We start from the raw sequence: 21,042 nt of genomic DNA, 5'->3' as shown, positions 1-21,042 counted from the left end.
CAACTCCAGAGTCAAGCAGTATTAACACGCTTTTTTCAGACTTGACTCTGGAGCTGACTCCAGACTTATACTTAAACTGTCGGGCGGTAGTGACAGACCGCCTTCGCAGCAATAATTTTAGCAACTCAGGTATCCGGTATGAAAATTGGCGCACTGGCTCAGCAATTTGACGTCACGGTAGATACAATTCGCTTTTACGAAAAACAGGGCTTACTGGCAACAGCTCCACGCTCTGGCGCCGGCTATCGCCAGTACGGCACAGGCGATGTGCAACGCTTAAGTTTTATCCTGCGTGCTAAGGCTATTGGCTTTAGCTTACAGCAGATCCGCGAGCTGCTGGCTATTGAAGATAACAAAAGTGCCTGGGTCTGCGCTGATGTTAAAGACAAGGTCGCGTTAAAAATTCAGGAAATAGAGCAACAGCGTGCCGAGCTGCAACGGCTGCAACAGGCACTGCAGCAATTACACAATGCCTGTTGTGGCGGCACAGTCAGCGCCAACGCATGCTCTATTCTGGCTGCGTTGGCTCAGGCTGAGCCGGTGTAGCCTGCGCATTATCCGCTGGCAGCGCCGGGATAAACCCCGGCCGCCGATATGCAGCCAGTTGCTGCTCCAGCAAGGCGCCGATGCGGATTAACTCTGGCTCTGACCAGGGTAAACCGACCAGGCTAATGCCGAGCGGCAACACCCCGCTATAGCCGCCGGGTAAGGTAATAGACGGATAACCGGCTACCGCAGCTGCCGTCGAGGTGCCAAAATTAAACTGATCGCCGTTGACATGATCAATAGGCCAGGCCGGACCATAGGAGGGCAAAATGATCGCCGAGAAACCCTGCTGCAGATACTGGTTAAGTGCGGCCTCAGCCAGAGCGCGGCTTTGTGCCAGCGCTGCAATATAGTCGGCTTCAGCAGCAACCAGATCGATCGCCGCCGCCTGCTCCAGATATTCCTGACCAAAAAACGCCAGCGCCCGCTCGCCCTGCGCGCGGTTAAACGCAACGATCTTTTGCAGCGTATTGACCTGCTCTGGCACCTGATAGTCGGTTAGCCACCGCTGCAGATCACGGGCATATTCGTACAGCAACACGCTAAACTCGGCCTGATATAACTCCGAAGGTAACTGCCATTCCGCCGTTTCCACCACCTCAAAACCGGCCGCCGCTAATGCCTGAGCGGTATTATCCAGCATCGATACCACGGCAGGCTCGCGCTCGTCGTAAGCGCGCACTAGCAGGACCTTGCCGGCATTCGCCGGCTGCAGTGCCGCTGCTGTCAGCGAAGCCGGAATGGCTTCACGGGCGGCGGGCGTCAGCATGGCTTCCAATAACAAGGCCGCATCATAGATTCGGCGTGCCATAGGGCCGGCAATATCCTGGGCGCTGGCAATCGGAATAATACCCTCGCCGGACACGGCCCCCCGGGTGGGTTTAATACCAACGATACCATTAATGGCAGAGGGGCAAATAATAGAACCATCCGTTTCAGTACCTACTGCCAACAACCCAAAATCCGCTGCAATAGCCGCCCCGGCACCGGAGCTGGAACCACAGGGCGTATGGCTGAGCAGATGCGGATTGCGGGTTTGCCCACCCAGGGCAGACCAACCACTGGCCGAGTTTTCACCGCGAAAATTCGCCCATTCTGATAAATTGGTTTTTGCCAGAATCACAGCACCGGCCTCCCGTAACTGCCGCACCAATTCGGCATCCTGCGAGGTTATATGCCCCTGTAATGCCAGGGCACCCGCAGTGGTAGGCAATTGATCAGCGGTAGCGATATTGGCTTTTAACAGCACCGGCAAACCATGCAGCGCCGAACGGACCCGACCAGCTGCCCGCTCTTTATCTAATTGCTGCGCCTGCGCCAGGGCGTCCGGGTTAATATCGGTAATGGCATGTAGTTGATAGCCTCGCTGATTATGCTCGGCTATCCGTGCCAGATAAAACTGCACTAACTGTTCGCTGCTGATCTCATTACTGGCTAATGCCTGCTGCGCCGATCGGGCGTCCAGCCATTGTAAATCACGCCCCGGCGCAGCTTCCGGTAACGGCGCTGGCCGACAGCCCAGTAATAACAGTGTTAAACCTATTCCCAGTAAACGCATACAGCCTCATTTTCTGTTATGGCAATGGCTTTAGCTTACTGCCAGGCGCGCCCGATTGCAGGGCCTTTTACCGCAGCCCCCTGCTGCTGGTCGCAACGGAGCAATGGAACTTCTAAAGCATTGTCTGACCAAAGTGATGAAAGCTAAGGCATTATCCTCTAAACTATATTACTAAGCCCGCCTGCAAACCAATAAGGATCGGTTAATGAAAAAATTACTCTGGTTAATTCCGGTGAGTCTGCTCACCTTGCTGCTGGTGGCCTATTTGCTGGCCAACAGTATTATTAAAAGCATCTTAATCAGTGAGCTGGAGCAGATCACCGGCGCCGAAGTGAATGTCGACAGTGTATCGCTGCGCCTGTTACCGGTATCGTTGCAGCTTGATGGCGTACAGCTTACCGATCCGGCAAAGCCAGATTTTAATAGCATCAGCTTTGCCAAAGCCTATGCCCGAGTCGACCCCTGGCCGGCCTTAAAAGGTTATTATATCGTTGAAGAGCTGGAAGTGCTGGAGCTGGCATACGGCAGTCAAAGAGCCCGGCCCGGCAAGGTATACCGGGTACCGCCGGCCAATGATAATGCGCTGGATTTAGCCTCTTTACTGCAAGTCGAGATCCCGACCGCTGATGCCATTCTGGCCAGAGCCAATCTACAGACGCTGCAGCAGGGCGAACAGTTACAACAGCTGGCCGCGCAGCAGCGCCAAAAAATGACCACCTTGCGCCAGCAACTGCCAACACCGGAACAGCTGGCTGAGTTTCAAAGCAGCATTAAGGCGCTGACCGACAGCCGTATCAGCGACGCGGCAGATCTGGCCGCCAAAACCCAGCAATTAACCAGCCTGCAGCAACAATTACGCACTGAACGCGACAAGCTGCGCGAGTTGCAACAAAGTCTGACCGAAAGCCGCGATAGCCTGAGCGCTGCCGTTAAAGCCGTACGCACTGCTGCCGAGCAGGACTGGCAACAGCTGCAACAGCTGGCGAATATTCAGCAAGGCGGCCTGGCACCGATTTTCCAGATCCTGCTGGGCGATGTCTGGGCGCGTGAAATCCAGAAACTGGAAGCACTCTATCAATTGGCCAAACCCTATTTGCAGCAGGACGGCGAACCGGCCCCGGCAAAACCGCTGGATCCGAATCAGCCCTTTCCGGATTTCTGGATTAAAGAAGCGCGCATTCAGGTGTTACTGGCTGGCACCGAGAGCCTGCTAACCATGCAGGACATTACTACCCAACATCAACTGATCAATAATGTAGCAACCCGCTTTAAACTGAATGTCGCAGGTCTGCCCAAACTGGATAAGCTGCAACTTAATGGCGATTTTGCCATTCTGGAGCAGATGATCACTAACCTAAGCTGGCAGCTGGAAGGCATGGCCCTGGAAAACCTGACACTGGGCCGCGAGCAAAATGCGCTGACACTGCTGGCGGGCTTATTTAGTGCCAATGGCTCACTGAAAATTACCGATGATCAGCTAAAACAGCAGGCCAAAGTGTTGTTAAAAAATGCCCGCTTTGACCAAACCGGCAACCGCTATCTGGACCAGCTCGTCACTTTACTGAACCGCCAGGGACAGATCCCGCTGGATGTGCTGGCAGAAGGCTTGATCTCCAATCCGCAAGTGACAATCCGCTCCTCACTGGATCGGATGTTGGGTGATGCGCTGCTGGGCGAAGCCAAACAAAAAATCGCGCAGCTACAAACCCAGCTACGTACCGAATTGGATAACCGCCTGACGCAGCAACTGGGGCCACAACAAGAGTGGCTAAACCTGTTACAGCAACAAGAAACCGATAGCAAGGCCATGGAAGCCAAACTGGAAGAACTGCTAAATGCCAAAATGGGTAATCTGCAGGATCAGTTGCGTAACCGGCTGCTTGATCGGCTGGGTGGCGGTTAAAAGCGCAGGCGCCGCCGCATTAATCAGGCGGCGCTTTTTACGAATATAGCCCTATCTAGAGTCAGACTGTTATTCGCCTTGCTGCCTGATTATAAATCGAGCGTTACCTGGCGGTCTTGGTTCAAAACGTCTTAGCTTAAAAGTGCTTGGTTGAACCAAGTTGCCTTGTAGCTCTGAAAATAGGTAACCGTTTATCATGCTAGCGCTGTTGCGATGCAGCAGCACTTTATTAGCAAAAACATTATGCGATGTGCGAATAAATAAGATATTTCCAGCCTCATTAATTTTCCCGGCTTCAAAGAAGGCTTCGTCGGTATAAGCAGTTCCTGTAACATAACGCATAAAACGGGAGCGTCCTGTTTTATTAAACTCCAGAAATACCAGATCCCGCTTTTCATCCTGCTCAAGAATACCCAGCCAGGGGCCATAATGGCCATCTTGAGCCTCATCAGTACGAACATTATGTTCAAAGAACTGTTTATAAAAGGCGATATGCTGTTCGGTAAAACGTTTTACTGTAGATTCTCCGGCTTGCTTTAATAGCAAATAACTATTACTGGACAATGCCTTCCCTTCTTGATGGGTCGTAATGTCTAACACCCGCAGACCTTGATCGAATTGCGGAGTAATAATTAAGCGGATTCTTGAATCCGACCAGTTGGGATTCACAACGTCCAAGATACATTCTGAAGCTGAGCATTGCAGTTGCTCTTCAGAAAACTCCACTACAGAACCGGAAGTAAAAGCATCAACAATGCTGAACCGTACCAGCGCATGCGGAGGCTGTTCGTTGATTTGCAACTGCTCAAACAGCCACCCTTGAGCATTAACGCCCTCATATAAACCCACGCCCGGGCGAAACTCCGCATTCTGCGCCAGACTTACTTTTGACATCACAGCCAACAGCCCGCACAGGCTGATAAAACGAAGCAGTTGCATCCTTTCTCCTAATTAGTTTCGCTGTATAACATCGCACGGTCTCACTATTTAGCCTCTATGCAGAAAATTAGCAGGCCAGTCAAACCGCCGAATGACACCAGATGCGTTTACATCTTCCACGCAGAGGTTCGATTCTAGGCGATGTTATAACTTAGATGAAACCAGTAACACTGATATTTTCTAAAACTTTTCCCGTTGTTACTCGCCTTTCCTCTTGCTCTGTGACCAATAATCCGGCTCAGCGACCAGTTATCATAAATTACCCCAGGCGGACAAATGGCGGCATTATGCTGTAAGCTCAACACGCCCTACTACGGAGGACATGCGATGAAAAAAATTTTACTGAGCAGCAGCCTGTTACTGGCCAGCTTTGGTAGCCTGGCTGATGATTACAGCGGTCACTGGCGCGGTGTACTTGAGCTGGCTCCCGGCGTTGGTATTGTGTTGGGAGTAAACCTTAGCTCAGCAGAGCAGGGTTATCAGCTAGAGTTATTAAGCCCAAATCAACACTCGCAGCCAATTCTGCCCAGCAGCATGACGCTGGAGGGCACGCACCTGAAATTTGCCGCTGATTCATTACGTGCCAGCTTTGATGGCCGCTTTGCCGGCGAAACCCTGGCAGGGGTCTTTACCCAGGGCCGAGCAATGCCCATTACGCTCACCCGGCTTAGTAAAACTGATCTGCAGCGTTTGGAACATGAACAGCAGTGGGCGGGCGATCTGGCACTGAGTAATAACGCCAGCTTGCCGCTGGTGTTAAATGTCGCCGTGATTGCCGGCGGTTATCATGTGACCCTGGATAGTCCGAAACAACAGAGTTATGGGATTCCTGTCGACCAGTTTAGCGTCAGCGATAGCCAGCTTAATTTCAGCGCTAAAATGATCAGCGCCAGCTATCAGGGGCAATGGCAACAAGATCAGTGGCAGGGTACCTTTATTCAGGGCCGGGCCATGCCGCTTAATTTAAAAAAAAAGCCCTGACACCCACTGAGCCACTGACGTTACAACAGTTACCCGGCTGGCTAAAACAGGAGTTTGGCCAGCACGGCGTGGCTATCGCGCTGGTAGACGGGCAGCGGGTGCAGTATCAACTGCATGGCCTGGCCGACACCCAACCACAAGCCGCTAGTCAAGCAGTGGACCGGCAGACCTTATTTGAAATTGGCTCGATAACCAAACCCCTGACGGCGCTGGCAGTATTAAGCCTGGTACAACAAGGGCGCTGGCAACTCGACCGGCCGCTGGCACAGCAGTTTGCCCGCCCGGAACTGGCTAAACATCAGTATAGTCTTGCCGACTTACTGACTCATCGCAGTGGTTTGCCAAGGCTGCCGGCTAATTTACCACTGGACGACTTACGTAACCCTTACGCCAGCTATCACGATAATCAGCTGCGTGCCGCCCTCACCACAACCGACTTTACTGAGCGCCAGTTTGGCTACTCCAACTATGGCTATGGTCTGCTGGGTTGGCTGTTGGCGACTGAGTTAAAGCAGCCCTATGCTGAACTGATGCAGCAGCGTGTATTCCAGCCACTGGCGATGCCAACGGCCAACGTGCAACTTTCACTGCCAGAGCACACCGGCACAACCGCAGTGTGGCCTAAACTGGCCCGTGGTTATGCCATTAATGGTGAACAGGTCGCGAACTGGCAGTTTGATAGCCTGGCCGGTGCCGGCGCGGTCATCGCCAGTATTGAAGATATGGCGGGCATGCTTAAGCACATCTTCGCCACGGCCAACACCGACCCGCTACTGCAGTTATGGCTGACACCACTGCCACTTAGCGACCAACCGGCGATGACACCGGGCTGGATGCTTACCTCTAAGGGCTGGCACTGGCATGCCGGTCAAACCGCTGGCTTTAGCAGCCTGGTGGTATTCGATCCGACACAGCAAAAGGGGCTGGTGATCCTGAGCAATATTGCGCTACCCGTTACCGAACAGGGCATGGCATTATTTGCCGACTGGCTGGCTAAGTCCGCTACAACCCTTTTACCACAGGATAAACAACCATGACGTTAAGCCGGTCAGCGAGTTATGCGCTACTACAATGCAGTGGCTGGGGGCTGCTATACGCCCTGCTGAGTCTGATGATCTATAACAGACCGGTGTTTGTTGCTACCGAACTGCTATATGGTGCGGTGCTGGTCGGCAGTACCGGCCTGGGTTCACATCTGTTGCGTAGTGTGTACCGGCGCAAACTGCAGCAGGCTGGCGTAGTGCGCCAGGCCACCAGCTTACTAATTGGCAGTATTTTGGTTGCCGCCGTAGCGACCTGCCTGCTACTGATGGTATTTTTTCTGTTAAGTCTTACCCAATACAGCTTTCCTGTCCCTGCCGCACAACGCTGGTTTGTCATTAAACATATCTTCAGCGGTAACTTTTTAAATATGCTGCTGGCGATGTCGCTCTGGTCTGCGCTCTATTTCGCAATAACCAAGGTACGACAGCTGCGACAAACCACCGCCTTACTGCAAGCTACCCAACTCGACGCCTTACTCAATCAGCTACAACCGCATTTTCTGTTTAATGCGCTAAATAATATCCGTGCGCTGATCCTGGAAGATCCGGAAAAAGCCCGCGAGATGTTAAGCGTGCTGGCCGATATGCTGCGTTACAACCTGGACCCACGAGCTGGTGTTAAAGTGCCTCTGGCGCAGGAGCTGGAAGTGGTGCAGCATTATCTGGCGCTGTGCTCGATTCAGTTTGAACAACGTTTGCGCTATCAACAGCAGATCCCGGAGGCCTGTCTGGCCTTGGCCGTACCCAGGTTATTGCTGCAACTCTGTGTAGAGAATGCGATTAAACATGGCATTAGCCAGCTACCGGCCGGGGGGGGCATTGCGATCAGCGCCCGGATTACCGATAATCAGTTGTGTTTAACGGTTAGCAATGACGGCCAACTCCAACCAGGTACCACCGGCACAGGCGTAGGACTGGCTAATATCCGGCAGCGGCTTGGTCTGCTATATCAGGGCCGTGCCAGTTTGCAACTGACACAGCAACAGCATCAGGTGCTAACTGAGATCTGTCTGCCCATGGAGTCGCTCGATGAAAGTACTGCTGGTTGACGATAGCCGCTTAGCCCGGCTGGAGCTGAAAAATCAGCTAAAACACTGCCCACAGATTGAAATTGTTGGCGAAGCGGCCGATGTTAGCCAGGCATTACAACAGATCGCAGACACTAGCCCGGATTTATTGCTACTGGATATTGATATGCCCGGGGCAGACGGCTTTCAGCTGCTAGAGCAACTGGCGGAGCAGAGTAAGCTGCCGCATGTGATCTTTGTCACCGCCTTTGACCAATACGCACTCAAATCCTTTGATTACCACGCTACTGACTATCTGCTAAAACCTGTTACTCTACCCCGCTTACAGGCCGCGCTGGCAAAGGTGCCGGCACCCAGCCAACGCCCGCAGATGACCTTGCAAAGCCAGGTTTTTCTAAAAGACGGTGACCGCTGCTATTTTGTTACGCTGGCCGATATTTACGCCTTTGAGGCGCAAGGCAACTACACCAGGGTGCACTTTGCCGCCGGTAAACCGATGATTTACCGCAACCTGAGCGCGCTGGAGCAAAAATTGCCCGCTGAGACCTTCTTTCGCGCTAACCGCAGTTGGATTATTAACACCCAATATATCCGGCAGATCGAACCGACTATCAGTGGTGGTTTTGACGTGAGTCTAAGTGCCGAACTGAGAGTAGAAATTTCCCGCCGTCAGGCCAGCACTTTTAAACAGGGTTGGAGTTTGTGATATCTAAAAAACTGACTCCGGAACAGAATAACGGAAAGGCCGGTGTCGCGGTCGGTATTACACCAGCTTATCGTTACAAAATAGTTAAAATATACCGATACTTATCTTGTAAATTAGTAATAATTGTCTAAGCTGTAATCTTCACATAATCGAAAAACTCGTTGGAGCGCTCACAATGAAAATCACCGCATTACTGCTACTGACCTTGTTCCTCGGCGGCTGCACTCTGAAACCGACTCTGGAATCTGAATTGATTGGTCAGGCACGTCCGGCCATTGCGCCTTCTGAGGTGGTATTGGTAGAACGTTTACCGGAAAAGTTTGACAGAATTGCGGTATTAACTGCGATGAGTCCACCGCGGTTAAGTGCAGCAGATCCAAAGCTGACTGACGAATTATTAGCGTCGCTAAAAACGCAAGCAGCTGAAGTCGGGGCTAATGGTCTGATTCTGACTACACTGCATGATGAAACAAAGCCTGTCAGGCGAACTGGTAGCCTTGATGGTAATCAAGGCTTTGCCATAACTGAAAACCAGATCCAACGTGTTGCTCAGGCTGTCGCTATTTATATTGATTAACCCGCGATCAGGGAAGCCAGGCGACTCTGCCTGGCTACTAACGGCTTAAGAGGTTAAAGCAACGCCGGCTTACTCCTCGTCGTCTTCATCCCACTCTTCGTCTTCATCACCTTCAAAGTAGGTGCCCCAGCCGTCATATTCGACTTGATGCTTTTTCGCCAGCGCTTCCAGCTTGATCGCATCAGCAGTAATACTGGCCGCTTCCAGTGATTGCTCACGGATGGCATCAAATACCCAGGCACTGCCGCCGTCTTCAAATTCCACTTCTTCAGCGTCAGTTACTTCATAGCCGAGCTTAAATAATTCAACAGCCAGCTTTTCCAGTTTATTAAAATCCTGGTCATAAAAGTGATGCTCAATGGTGTACATCGCATCCGGATCGCTGCCATCTTCTAATAAGGCAGCGATAGTTTCTTCAGTAAATTCTTGCCAGTTTTCCATGGGTTATTACTCTGATTGCGGTTGTTGCTGCGAAGTGTAGTCGTTACCCAGCTCGGCATCAAGGGCGCTGATCTGCGCCGCCATCTGGTTGCGCAGATCTTTGGCGAACTGACGGATATTCTGCTCTTTGCTCAATTCTACCGGCGCCTGCATCTGAATAATCACCTTACCATTATTCCAGCGATTAAGCTTAAACTGCTGATGGGTGCTGCTCATACAGACCGGCACCAGCGGCACTTTAGCTTCCAGCGCGATATGAAAGGCACCCATCTTAAAGGGCAGTAAACCCCGGCCATAGCTGCGGGTGCCTTCCGGGAACATCCACACCGAGATCTTTTGATTCGAAATCCGCTCGGCCGCCGCCAGCATAGTGCTTAGCGCCTTAGTTTTATCATCACGGTCAATCAGGAAATTGCCACTTAGCCAATACAGCTGGCCAAAAAACGGAATATATTTCAGGCTTTTTTTACCAATGGTTACGGTACGCGGCAGCACGGAACCACTTAAGGTAAAGAGATCGAGATTATTCTGATGGTTGGCGACAAACACATAAGGTTCACCGGCCTGGATCGCCGGATCGCGGCGGATTTCCACCTCAATACCGAGGATGCGGGACACACTGCCATACCAGAGGCTAAACCAGTACACATTATTAGGATGGAACGGACGCAGCAAACAGATCAGTAAGCCAGCGACTGTACTGACAATAAAAAACAGTGCTAACAGTATTAAACGAACAACGGCAACCAAAACAGGCCCCTTGCAAGGTCAAAGAATAACAAGGGGCCTAGTATAACTTATTGCTCGGCGTCTCTGGTTTGATCACTGCTGCCGTTGACGATCACTTCATCAATCCGCTGCAAGCCGCGTGGTAGTTTATTACCACGCCGGCCGCGCTCACCCTGATAATGCACCAGATCGTCCATTTTCAGGCTCAGTTTACGTTTACCCGCCACCAGCGTGACACTGCCGGTTGCCGGCACCACCGCCAGCTGAGTAACATATTCTTCGCGGCTGGCGGCACGAGCCGACGGAATCGACATCAGCTTATTACCCTTACCCTTACTGAGTTTCGGTAACTCTGTTACCGGGAACAACAGCATCCGCCCTTCGTTAGAGATACACAGCAGCAAATCATGCTCCGGATCGCCAACCAGCACCGGCGGCAATACCTTAGCACCAACCGGTAAACTCAGTACCGCCTTACCGGCTTTATTGCGACTGAGCAAATCACTGTATTCGGCGACAAAACCATAGCCGGCATCCGAGGCCAGCAGCAGGCTTTGTTTCTCATCCCCGAGCAGTACGTGCTCAATACTCTCACCGGCGACAATGGTAAAGCGACCGCTTAACGGCTCGCCCTGACCGCGCGCCGACGGTAACTCATGGGCTTCAGTGGCAAAGCTGCGACCGGAGGAGTCTAAAAATACCGCCTGCTGGTTAGAGCGGCCTTTGGCCAGTGCTTTAAAGGCATCACCGGCTTTATAACTTAACGCATTGCCATCCACATCATGGCCTTTGGCACAGCGGACCCAACCTTTTTCCGACAGTACCACTGTCACCGCTTCGCTGGGCAGCAGCTCTTTCTCGGTTAAGGCTTTGGCTTCTTCGCGTTGTACCATCGGGCTGCGGCGCTCATCACCATATTTTTCAGCGTCAGCCAGCAGTTCATCCCGGATCAGTTTGGTCAGCTTTTTCTCGGAGCCTAAAATCGCCTGCAACTTGTCCCGCTCTTTACTCAGCTCATCCTGCTCACCACGGATCTTCATCTCTTCCAGCTTGGCCAGATGCCGCAGTTTTAATTCCAGAATGGCTTCGGCCTGACGTTCAGTAATGCCGAAAAAGGCGACCAGCTCAGGTTTGGGTTCATCAAAGGTGCGGATAATCCGGATCACGTCGTCAATATTCAGAAAGGCAATTAATAAACCTTCTAATACATGCAAGCGATCCAATACCTTATCCAGCCGGTATTGCAGGCGCCGGCGCACCGTATCGCGGCGGAAAGTCAGCCACTCGCCAAGGATTTCCACCAGATTGCGGACTTTGGGCCGATGATCCAAACCAAGGATATTCAGGTTAACCCGGTAGCTTTTCTCCAGATCAGTGGTAGCAAACAGATGCTGCATTAATTGCTCAACATCAATCCGGTTTGAGCGCGGCACAATCACGATACGGGTCGGGTTTTCATGATCCGACTCATCACGTAAATCCGATACCATCGGCAGCTTTTTCGCCTGCATCTGTGCAGCGATCTGCTCCAGCACCTTGGAACCCGAGGTCTGATGCGGCAGCGCTGTGATCACAATATCGCCATCTTCCTGCTGATACAGGGCGCGCATCTTAATGCTGCCACGGCCGGTCTGATACACGGCTGCGATATCGTCGGCTGACGAAATGATTTCCGCATCCGTCGGATAGTCCGGACCTTTTACGTACTGCAGCAAGTCAGTCACACTGGCCTGTGGGTTATCCAGCAGCGCAGCGCAGGCATTGGCCACTTCGCGGGCGTTGTGCGGCGGAATATCGGTTGCCATGCCCACGGCAATACCGGTGGTGCCATTAAGTAAGATATGCGGTAAGCGTGATGGCAGCACCTTAGGCTCGTCCATGGTGCCGTCAAAATTCGGGATCCAGTCAGTCGTGCCTGAGCCCAGCTCCGATAACAGCACTTCACTAAAGCGCGAAAGCTTAGCCTCGGTATAACGCATCGCCGCGAACGACTTAGGATCGTCCGGCGCCCCCCAGTTACCCTGACCATCCACCAATGGATAACGGTATGAAAACGGCTGCGCCATTAATACCATGGCTTCGTAACAGGCCGAGTCACCATGCGGGTGATATTTACCCAGCACGTCACCGACAGTGCGGGCCGATTTTTTATATTTCGCCAGATGCGATAAGCCCAGCTCTGACATGGCGTAAATAATCCGCCGCTGTACCGGCTTTAAGCCATCACCGATATGTGGCAGGGCCCGGTCCATAATGACGTACATCGAATAGTTCAGATAGGCGTCTTCGGTAAAACGCCGCAGCGGTAACTGTTCCGTACCGTCAGCGGCAATCAGGGTTTCTGTCATGACTTTTCCTGTTTCGTCAGTTCGAGTTTACGGCGCTGCTGTTGGTTTTTTCTAACTAGCATAAACAAAGCAAGGATCAACGCAATAATACCCATTGCTATTGCCAACCACATCCATTGGATTTGTCTGGCGCGGTTGATTTCAGCCAACCTTAGCGCTTTCACCTGCAATTCTTGCTCTAGCAAGGTCTGCCTTGCCAGTTCCCGTTCAGCCTCAAACCCCATGCGCAGCTTGGCTAACTCAATTTCATTTTCTTTGTCTCGAAATTGTTGAAAGCCACGGACAAAAGCTTGCAAGTTTTGGTAGGCACGTTGATATTGCCCCTGTTCTGCTAACAGCTCAGATTTCAACAACTGCAGCGCTAACAACATATTGCCGGGATCGTCATGTTCCAGTTTTTGTAAATACTCTTCGGAAAGCTGTAGTTGCTGCAAGGCGAGTGAGTTTTGTTGCAGTTTTTGATAAATCAATGCCTTCTCGTAGTGATGGCCAGACAAATAATAAGCAGATTGAATAACATTTAAATACTCCTCTGCTTTTTCCATGTAATTCAACGCAATTTGAGGCCGGCCCATTTCGTTACTTGTGATAGCGAGCCCGCTGTAGGCGTAATACATGCTCAATAAATCATTGGCAATTTGAGCCGACTGCAGCATCCGGTCAAAGCTTTGTAGTGCTAATTCAAAATTCTCTAAATAACTGTAATTCCTAGCCAAGTTATACAATACGGTGACCTTATTGCGTTGCCAGCCTAACTCGTCGTACAAGGTCAGAGCTTGTTCCAGAAACTGTTGGGCTTCCTGCTCAAACGCTAAAGACGAATACATTAAACCAAGCTGCGCATTCACCTCTGCCAGTAGCTCTTTGTCTTGCAGAGTAGAAGCTTCTTGATAGGCTTGCTTTAACGCTTGTAAAGCTTGCTGATCGCGATCTTGTAACGTGTCGATAGCTGCGATGTTGACCATCGCACGTATTCGCAACTTGTTATTCTCCAGCGCTATGGCAGTGTCACTCGCCTGCCGGTACAAATTCAGCGCCTCAGTTAGTGCCAATTGCATTTCTCTGGCATACCCCAGTTCCAGCAACAATTCCACCTGCAGCAAACTCGGTTGCTCTTCCAGTAGCGCCAATCCACGTTGAGCTGCCTGCTGTTGCTCGGGATAGCGACCAAGATGGCTATATACAGTAGCTTCAATATTTAACCAAAATGCCTGCTGTGTTTTAGTCAGATCGACAAAGACATCTTGCTGTTGTTGCAGTTGCTCCAACACGCTTTCGGGAGAGCGATGCTTTTGTGCATCTAACTGCTGTAACCACTCTGGCACCACAAGGGTTTGAGCCCAGACAGGAAAACTGCTGCTGAAAATTATCGCAGCCGAGATAGCAAGCAGCAAAAAATGATAGCGAAACATAGAGCCCAACATCATGTTCTTCCTTTAATGTCAGGCGACTATTGCCCGATCACCCTTTTGCTCTAACCACTCCTTACGATCATTAGCACGTTTTTTTGCCAGCAGCATATCCATCAGCTCCAGCGTTTGCGGCGCATCATCGATCGTCAGCCGCACCAGGCGCCGGGTATTCGGATCCATGGTGGTTTCGCGTAGCTGTAACGGGTTCATTTCACCCAGACCTTTAAATCGTTGCACATTGACCTTGCCACGTTTCTTCTCGGCTTCAATCCGATCCAGAATACCGTTCTTCTCTTCCTCATCCAGCGCATAGTAAACGTCTTTACCAATATCGATCCGGTACAACGGCGGCATGGCAACAAACACATGGCCCTGTTCCACCAGATGACGGAAGTGCCGCACAAAGAGCGCACAAAGTAAGGTTGCGATATGCAGACCATCAGAGTCAGCGTCAGCCAGGATACACACCTTGCCATAACGCAGCGCCGACAGATCCTCAGAGTCCGGATCAATACCAATAGCCACCGAGATATCATGCACTTCCTGCGAGGCCAGAATTTGCGAGGACTCGACTTCCCAGGTATTAAGGATTTTACCGCGTAGTGGCATCACTGCCTGAAATTCACGGTCGCGCGCCTGCTTGGCAGAACCACCGGCCGAATCCCCTTCGACTAAAAACAATTCGGTACGGGCTAAGTCCTGGGCCGCACAATCGGCCAGCTTGCCGGGCAGCGCCGGGCCAGAAGTAACTTTTTTGCGGACGACTTTTTTCGCCGCTTTTAAGCGGCGCTGCGCGTTGTTAATACAGAAATCGGCCAGTGCCAGTGCAATATCGGTATGCTCGTTTAGCCACAAGCTAAAGGCATCTTTCACAATGCCGCTGACAAAGGCCGCCGACTGCCTGGATGACAAGCGTTCTTTGGTCTGGCCGGCAAATTGCGGATCCTGCATTTTCAGCGATAGCACATAAGCACAGCGATCCCATAAGTCTTCCGGTGACAGTTTAATGCCACGTGGTAACAGATTACGGAACTCGCAGAATTCACGCATCGCTTCTAACAAGCCCTGACGCAGGCCATTGACATGAGTACCACCCTGCGCCGTTGGGATCAGGTTGACGTAGCTTTCGGTGATCAGTTCACCGCCTTCAGGTAGCCACAGCAGTGCCCACTCTACGGCTTCGGTACTGGCGGCAAACTGACCCACAAAGGGTTGCTCAGGCAAGGCCTGATACTGTTGCACCGCTTCGGCCAAATAATCGCGGATCCCGGCCTGATAACACCACTGGTATTGTTGCTGGTTAACTTTGTCGTCAAATTTAACCGTAAGACCAGGGCATAGCACGGCCTTAGCCTTCAGCACATGCAATAAGCGACTGACGGAAAATTTAGGCGAATCAAAATAGGACGGTGTGGGCCAGAACCGCACCCGGGTACCGGTATTGCGTTTGCCCACGGTACCGGTTATCGCCAGCTCAGAGACTTTGTGACCATCCGCAAAGGCCATCTCATAAACATTACCATCGCGACGGATGCTGACTTCAACCCGGCTGGACAGCGCATTGACCACCGAGATCCCGACGCCGTGTAAGCCACCGGAGAATTGATAGTTCTTATTGGAGAATTTACCACCGGCGTGCAGCCGGCACATAATCAGCTCGACGCCGCTGACCCCTTCCTCCGGGTGAATATCCACCGGCATACCACGGCCGTTATCAATGACTTCGATCGACTGGTCATCGTGCAGGATCACCTGCACCAGATCAGCATGCCCTGCCAGGGCTTCATCGACACTGTTATCGATAACCTCCTGCGCCAGATGGTTTGGCCGGGTCGTATCGGTATACATGCCGGGACGGCGTTGTACCGGCTCTAAACCGGTTAACACCTCAATGGATTCGGCGTTATAGAGTTGTTCAGTCATATTGTTGTAGTTGCTTCCTGTTTACGGCTGTTGCAAACAAAATTCTGCGATCTGTGCCAGATATTGCTGATAGCCAACAAAGCTATGATCACCGCCTTCGACCAGCTCAAAACGGGCGCCCTGATAATACTTAAGAGCCTGCCGGTAATCTAACACCTCATCACCGCTTTGCAAAAGGACAAAATACTGCTCTGGCCGCTTTAACGTCAAGGGCATCAGACTGGCCAACTGACTCATATGCTCAGTGCGCACCTGATAGCGTTGCTGTAATACCGGGTGCTGATACTCACCAATGTAATCTGCCAGCACCTTATGCGGAGCCACCGCCGGGTTAATCAAACAGGCGCGACAGCCATACTGCTCGGCCAGTACCGTCGCCAGGAAGCCACCGAGCGAGCTGCCGATAATGGCGGCTGGCGGCGCGGTGATCTGTTGTTGTAGCGTCGCCATGGCTTCGGCGGGCGTATAGGGTAAGTCCAGCGCCGTTAGCTGCACTCCCGGCAGCGCCGCAAAATAATCCTGTGTCAGACGGGCCTTTTCCGATTGGCTGGAACTGGCAAAGCCATGTAAATAATAAAGTTGCTGCACACTAAAGCCTCTTAAACTGCCAACTGACTGCACCTGCTGCGGCAAATTGCCACTCACACCACTGTGGTCCCTGCTCCACGGTCTGCCAGTCGGGCGTGGTTAAAAATTGCACTGAGGTCGCAGGGCAACCGACCAGCTGAATACCGTCCTGCACCCGTTGATAGGCCAGATGGGCATGACCATGGCTTAGCCCCCGCACCCGTGTTTCAGTTAACAGCAGCTGCCAGAACTGTTGCTGTTCAGTCAGGCCATAACGGTCGATAAAACACGCCAGCGGCTGCGGATGATGGTGCATAAACAGCCAGAAATGACGCGCAGTGCTGATCGAAAATTGCTGTTGTAAGGATTGCTGCTTACTGCTGTCGAAGCTGCCGGCCGGTGTAGTACCGGTGCTGTCCAACAACCACAACTGCCAATCGGCCAGCTCTAATAAAGTTGCAGCATGAAAAGGCGGCTGCTGTTGCAGCTCTGCCAGTAGCAGCGGATCGTCATGATTACCGGGCACGAAAAATACCGGGCAGCGTAATGGCGCCAATAACTGTGCCAGCAATTGATAGCTGGCGCGGCTGTGATCCTGGGTTAGATCGCCGGTTAATAGCACCGCATCAGGCGGTGACTGCAGCAGTTGTGCGACAATCTGCTGTACATGCAAGGCCGGCTGACAACCCTGATACCAGCCGTCGGCACTGGCCAGCAAATGGCAATCGGTCAGCTGCACCAAACGGTAGCTGGCTTGCGCGGGAAACAGATAAGACTTCATAGTTAGCAAGATACCCTTAAGGCAATACTTCTGGCTCGGCGCGGTAACCGGCGCGGGCGCAGAGCCGCAACCAGTCACGGAGCAGTAGATTAATCTGACGTTTTTCATCCGGTTGCGACATGGTCGGGTTCGGATAAGGATAAACCGCCGCAAACCGCCATTGCTGCTGTACCCGCACCACTTCCGCTAAGCGGGCGTCGTGATAAAGCTGCACATCAAAGCTGGGCTGAAAGTAATGCTGCTGTCCCTGCCAGAGCTCAATTTTTAATTTGGTGGTAAAGGGCGCGACGTCCAGAATAGTCAGCCGGTAAATATCCTGACTACTAAATTGAATAAAGCTCTGCTCTGCCACAGCCAACACTGGCGGCAACAGCCGGTGCAAAGCGGCATAGTTGCGCTCACACAGGCTTAAAAAATCCGGCAGTTTTGGCACATAGACGCTTTTTAACAATCAGTCCCCCAACGTGCAGTTACGTCTGCTAAATGCAGCGCCAACCATTGTAGTGCAATTACGGTTGCCGCATTATCAATTTTGCCCTCCGCCAGCAACTGCATCGCAGTGGCCCGGGGTAACAGATGCACCTTAATATCTTCGTGTTCTTCAGCCAGCCCAAACACCCCTGGCGTCACCGCAGCAGTTAACCGCCCCAAATACAGCTGGATCCGTTCAGTACTGCCTCCCGGACTGGAATAGTAGTGTAACATGGGCCACAGCTCTGTCAGCTGAATGCCGGCTTCTTCTTCGGCTTCGCGGCGCGCTGTCAGTTCCGCACTTTGTCCGGGTTCAATCATGCCGGCAATCGCCTCCAGCAACCAGGGACTCTGACCACTACCCACAGCCCCAATCCGGAACTGCTCCACCAGTACCAGCTCATCGGTTTGCGCATTGTACGGCAGCACTACTACCGCCTGTCCGCGCTCAAATAATTCGCGGGTCATGACCCCACTCCAGCCGCCGGCGAAGCATTTATGCCGTAACTGCCAGCGTTCAATCCGGAAAAAGCCCTGAAAAACCGTGCTTTTGTCGATTATCTCTAGATCCGAAGCGGAAAAAGACGGATACTGCTCAACCTTGAATTCTGACATCGGTGTCCTCACATTTTGTTACACTCTTCAGGGTAACTTTACGGTTTAATCGTTACCTAGTTTACGTTAACAGGTTATCATTTGGGCACTTATACGCACTTTCCTTTACCACCAGGATTTATAAAGATGAAAAAAACCCTTTTAAGCACCTTGGTGCTGTCATCTCTGAGCTTTTTCAGCCTGCAATTAAGTGCTGAGGATTTACAAGCCGTTTATCAGCTAGCCACCCAGAAAGATCCGGTGGTACAGCGGGCGGCCGCTAGCCGTGACGCTGCCACTGCCCGTATTGATGTCTCCAGATCACGCTTGTTGCCCTCGGTCAACTTCGGCGCCGATGTTACGCGTAGCAGCCGCGATAACCTGCGCTTTAGTGGCAACAATACTGTCGGTGCCGGTATTCAGGCCAGACAATCGCTGTTCGACTGGAGTAACTGGCAAGGTTTGTCCCGCGCGGAAAAGGTCGCACTACAAAGCCAGACCGTTTACAACGCCGAAGTGCAGGCCTTGATTGTCCGGGTGACCAGTGCTTACTTTGATGTGCTGCGGGCCCGCGATAACCTGACCTTTGTTGAAGCGGAAAAACGCTCAGTAGAGCGCCAGCTGGAGCAAACCAAACAACGCTTTGCCGTGGGTTTAACTGCCATTACCGACGTGCATGAAGCACAAGCACAGTTTGACAGCGTCGTTGCCCGGGGTATCAGTAGCGAGAATGCACTGGAAAACGCCCGCGAAGCGCTACGCGAAATCACCGGCCAGTATCATGCTGAAATTGCGCAGTTGAATACCGATAAATTCTCTGCGTCACGGCCATCACCTGAGATGGTCAGCGAGTGGATGAGTATCGCCGAGCAAAATAACCTAACGTTACAGGCTCAGCGCATTGCGCTGGATGTGTCGTCACTGGATATCGAGCTGGCCAAAGCTGGTCACTTGCCAACCCTGGATGCCACCGCAAACCTGGGCGTATCGAAAACCTCAGGCTTTGACCGCGCCGATAGCAGCTCTGTGGGCATTAATCTGTCAGTACCCATCTATGCTGGAGGCGGGATCGAAGCAGGCGTGCGGGTCGCGCAGGCAAATTATGTTGAAGTTAGCCAGGCACTGGAACAAAGCCATCGTTCCGTGGTACGGCAGGTGCGCAGTTCTTTCAATAACGTCAACTCACAAATGTCAGTGATCCGTGCTTTGGAACAAGCGGTAATTTCGGCGCAAAGCGCACTGCAGGCCACTGAAGCCGGCTTTGAGGTTGGTACCCGGACTATCGTTGACGTCCTGCTGAGCACCCGTAACCTGTTTGACGCCCAGCGTAATCTGGCCGGTGCCCGTTATGACTATATTCTGGCCCAGCTGCAGCTAAAACAGGCAGCAGGTAATCTGACCGAACAGGACCTGCTGGCAATCAACGCAGCCCTGACTAACTAAGCTGGTTGCGGGTGTAGCTCAGGCTGCACCCGCCCATGCTCCTACCAGTTTCAGCTTTCCCGCAGTCATTTTTCCGTTACAATACCGGCAACCTGAGTTTTCGGATACGTAGATAGTGGTGAATGCTCCCCGTTTTAGTTGGCGTTTTTTGTTACCGCAATATTGGCTGGTATGGCTGGGTGCGGCCTTTCTGTACCTGCTAAGTTGGTTACCATATCGGGTATTAATGGGTATCGGCGCCGCTTTCGGCCGCTTATTGTTTAAAGTGCTGAAATCCCGCCAGAAAATTGCACGCCGTAATTTAGAGCTGTGTTTTCCCGATATGCCCGCGACCGAGCGCGAAACCCTACTTTGGCGTAATGCCGAAGAAAGTGGCAAAGCTATGCTGGAAACCGTGATTGGTTGGTGGTGGCCAAATTGGCGGATCCGCAAGCTGGCCCATTTTAAAGGCTACGAACATATTCAACAGGCGCTGGCTGAAGGCAAGGGCGTGTTACTACTGGCCGCCCACTTTCTGCATCTGGAAGCGGCTTGCCGGGTATTCGGCTTAACGCATCCCAGTGTTGGCTTTTACCGGCCGAACAACAACCCACTGTGGGACTACTTGCAGTACCATGGCCGCGCCCGCTCGAATAAATATATGATTGGTAAGCGGGATGTCAAAGGACTTATCCAGGCCCTGAATGAACAGGAAGTGTGTTTTTATCTGCCGGATCAGGACTATGGCCGCAATCGCGCCGAATTTGTGCCTTTTTTTGCTGTTGCTGAGACAGCGACCACGACCGGTACCCTGCTGTTTGCCAATGCCGCTAACTGCGTGGTGATCCCGGTTATCACCAGTCGTTTAGCTGACTATCAGGGTTATCAGATTGAAATTCTGCCGCCGTTTCAAGACTTCCCCAGCGGGGACGATAAACTGGATGTGACCCGCGTAAATCAATGGGTCGAGCAGGCTGTGTTAACGCATCCAGAACAGTATATGTGGCTACACCGGCGCTTTAAAACCCGGCCTGATCCCGATGCCAAATCGCTCTATCATTAAAGGTCGGAGC

20 protein-coding genes are annotated in these 21,042 nt (G+C 52.1%); 9 read left to right on the top strand and 11 right to left on the bottom strand.

From position 1 onward, the window contains the following. The first annotated feature begins 138 nt into the window (after positions 1-138). The gene (zntR, locus tag AJE_RS12035; RefSeq protein WP_008951084.1) at positions 139-546 is read left to right on the top strand and encodes a Zn(2+)-responsive transcriptional regulator; all 408 of its coding nucleotides are present in this window, start codon (positions 139-141) and stop codon (positions 544-546) included. On the opposite strand, the gene AJE_RS12030 is transcribed toward zntR, so the two are convergent. Then, positions 509-2,104, bottom strand: coding sequence for an amidase (locus AJE_RS12030; protein WP_008951083.1), 1,596 nt, complete (start codon positions 2,102-2,104; stop codon positions 509-511). The genes zntR and AJE_RS12030 overlap by 38 nt on opposite strands. A 205-nt stretch (positions 2,105-2,309) precedes the next feature. On the opposite strand from AJE_RS12030, the gene AJE_RS12025 reads away from it, so the two are divergent. After that, positions 2,310-4,007 carry a TIGR03545 family protein gene (locus AJE_RS12025; RefSeq protein WP_008951082.1) on the top strand — a complete coding sequence of 566 codons (1,698 nt, stop codon included), beginning with the start codon at positions 2,310-2,312 and terminating at the stop codon, positions 4,005-4,007. Positions 4,008-4,076: 69 nt separating this feature from the next. On the opposite strand, the gene AJE_RS12020 is transcribed toward AJE_RS12025, so the two are convergent. Beyond that, positions 4,077-4,946 carry a hypothetical protein gene (locus AJE_RS12020; RefSeq protein WP_008951081.1) on the bottom strand — a complete coding sequence of 290 codons (870 nt, stop codon included), beginning with the start codon at positions 4,944-4,946 and terminating at the stop codon, positions 4,077-4,079. Between the two features lie 327 nt (positions 4,947-5,273). Here AJE_RS12020 and AJE_RS12015 point away from each other — a divergent pair, with 327 nt between their 5' ends. The 5 genes from AJE_RS12015 (at position 5,274) to AJE_RS11995 (ending at position 9,281) form a co-directional block, all read left to right on the top strand. Next, positions 5,274-5,927, top strand: a complete 654-nt coding sequence (locus tag AJE_RS12015; protein WP_008951080.1) for a hypothetical protein — start codon at positions 5,274-5,276, stop codon at positions 5,925-5,927. A gap of 68 nt (positions 5,928-5,995) precedes the next feature. Further along, positions 5,996-6,964, top strand: coding sequence for a serine hydrolase domain-containing protein (locus AJE_RS12010; RefSeq protein WP_008951079.1), 969 nt, complete (start codon positions 5,996-5,998; stop codon positions 6,962-6,964). Then, positions 6,961-8,019: a sensor histidine kinase gene (locus AJE_RS12005; protein ID WP_008951078.1), complete on the top strand. Its 1,059-nt coding sequence runs from the start codon at positions 6,961-6,963 to the stop codon at positions 8,017-8,019. Before AJE_RS12010 ends, AJE_RS12005 begins: the two co-directional genes overlap by 4 nt. Then, positions 8,000-8,704 carry a LytR/AlgR family response regulator transcription factor gene (locus tag AJE_RS12000; protein ID WP_008951077.1) on the top strand — a complete coding sequence of 235 codons (705 nt, stop codon included), beginning with the start codon at positions 8,000-8,002 and terminating at the stop codon, positions 8,702-8,704. Before AJE_RS12005 ends, AJE_RS12000 begins: the two co-directional genes overlap by 20 nt. 175 nt (positions 8,705-8,879) lie before the next feature. Continuing rightward, complete coding sequence (locus tag AJE_RS11995) at positions 8,880-9,281, top strand: hypothetical protein (RefSeq protein WP_008951076.1); 402 nt, start codon at positions 8,880-8,882, stop codon at positions 9,279-9,281. Between the two features lie 69 nt (positions 9,282-9,350). Here AJE_RS11995 and rraB read toward each other — a convergent pair whose 3' ends face one another. The 9 genes from rraB to nudF are packed head-to-tail and all read right to left on the bottom strand — an operon-like array spanning position 9,351 to position 18,568. Then, positions 9,351-9,722, bottom strand: coding sequence for a ribonuclease E inhibitor RraB (gene rraB, locus AJE_RS11990; protein ID WP_008609175.1), 372 nt, complete (start codon positions 9,720-9,722; stop codon positions 9,351-9,353). A 6-nt stretch (positions 9,723-9,728) separates the two neighbouring features. Then, on the bottom strand, positions 9,729-10,472 hold the full coding sequence (locus AJE_RS11985) for a 1-acylglycerol-3-phosphate O-acyltransferase (protein ID WP_008951075.1): 744 nt from the start codon (positions 10,470-10,472) through the stop codon (positions 9,729-9,731). A 47-nt stretch (positions 10,473-10,519) separates the two neighbouring features. Then, complete coding sequence (gene parC, locus AJE_RS11980; protein WP_008951074.1) at positions 10,520-12,799, bottom strand: DNA topoisomerase IV subunit A; 2,280 nt, start codon at positions 12,797-12,799, stop codon at positions 10,520-10,522. Continuing rightward, complete coding sequence (locus tag AJE_RS11975; RefSeq protein ID WP_237709352.1) at positions 12,796-14,226, bottom strand: tetratricopeptide repeat protein; 1,431 nt, start codon at positions 14,224-14,226, stop codon at positions 12,796-12,798. The genes parC and AJE_RS11975 overlap by 4 nt, the downstream gene beginning before the upstream one ends. Positions 14,227-14,241: 15 nt before the next feature. Next, a complete protein-coding gene (gene parE, locus AJE_RS11970; RefSeq protein WP_008951072.1) occupies positions 14,242-16,134 on the bottom strand; it encodes a DNA topoisomerase IV subunit B in 1,893 nt (630 codons plus the stop codon). A gap of 21 nt (positions 16,135-16,155) precedes the next feature. Then, on the bottom strand, positions 16,156-16,722 hold the full coding sequence (locus AJE_RS11965) for a YqiA/YcfP family alpha/beta fold hydrolase (protein WP_039928690.1): 567 nt from the start codon (positions 16,720-16,722) through the stop codon (positions 16,156-16,158). Between the two features lies 1 nt (position 16,723). After that, positions 16,724-17,482, bottom strand: coding sequence for a metallophosphoesterase family protein (locus AJE_RS11960; RefSeq protein WP_008951070.1), 759 nt, complete (start codon positions 17,480-17,482; stop codon positions 16,724-16,726). A 16-nt stretch (positions 17,483-17,498) separates the two neighbouring features. Continuing rightward, entirely contained in the window at positions 17,499-17,933 is a 435-nt protein-coding gene (locus AJE_RS11955) for a DUF1249 domain-containing protein (RefSeq protein ID WP_008951069.1), read from the bottom strand. Next, a complete protein-coding gene (nudF, locus tag AJE_RS11950) occupies positions 17,927-18,568 on the bottom strand; it encodes an ADP-ribose diphosphatase (protein WP_008951068.1) in 642 nt (213 codons plus the stop codon). The genes AJE_RS11955 and nudF overlap by 7 nt, the downstream gene beginning before the upstream one ends. A gap of 126 nt (positions 18,569-18,694) precedes the next feature. On the opposite strand from nudF, the gene tolC reads away from it, so the two are divergent. After that, positions 18,695-19,990, top strand: a complete 1,296-nt coding sequence (gene tolC / locus AJE_RS11945) for an outer membrane channel protein TolC (RefSeq protein WP_008951067.1) — start codon at positions 18,695-18,697, stop codon at positions 19,988-19,990. A 115-nt stretch (positions 19,991-20,105) separates the two neighbouring features. After that, the gene (gene lpxL / locus AJE_RS11940) at positions 20,106-21,032 is read left to right on the top strand and encodes an LpxL/LpxP family Kdo(2)-lipid IV(A) lauroyl/palmitoleoyl acyltransferase (protein WP_008951066.1); all 927 of its coding nucleotides are present in this window, start codon (positions 20,106-20,108) and stop codon (positions 21,030-21,032) included. Positions 21,033-21,042 lie beyond the last annotated feature (10 nt).

The sequence above is a fragment of the Alishewanella jeotgali KCTC 22429 genome (assembly GCF_000245735.1).
Lineage (GTDB): Bacteria > Pseudomonadota > Gammaproteobacteria > Enterobacterales > Alteromonadaceae > Alishewanella > Alishewanella jeotgali.
The sequence above is the reverse complement of the archived record's forward strand: the minus strand, read 5'-3'. Positions and strand labels throughout refer to the sequence as shown.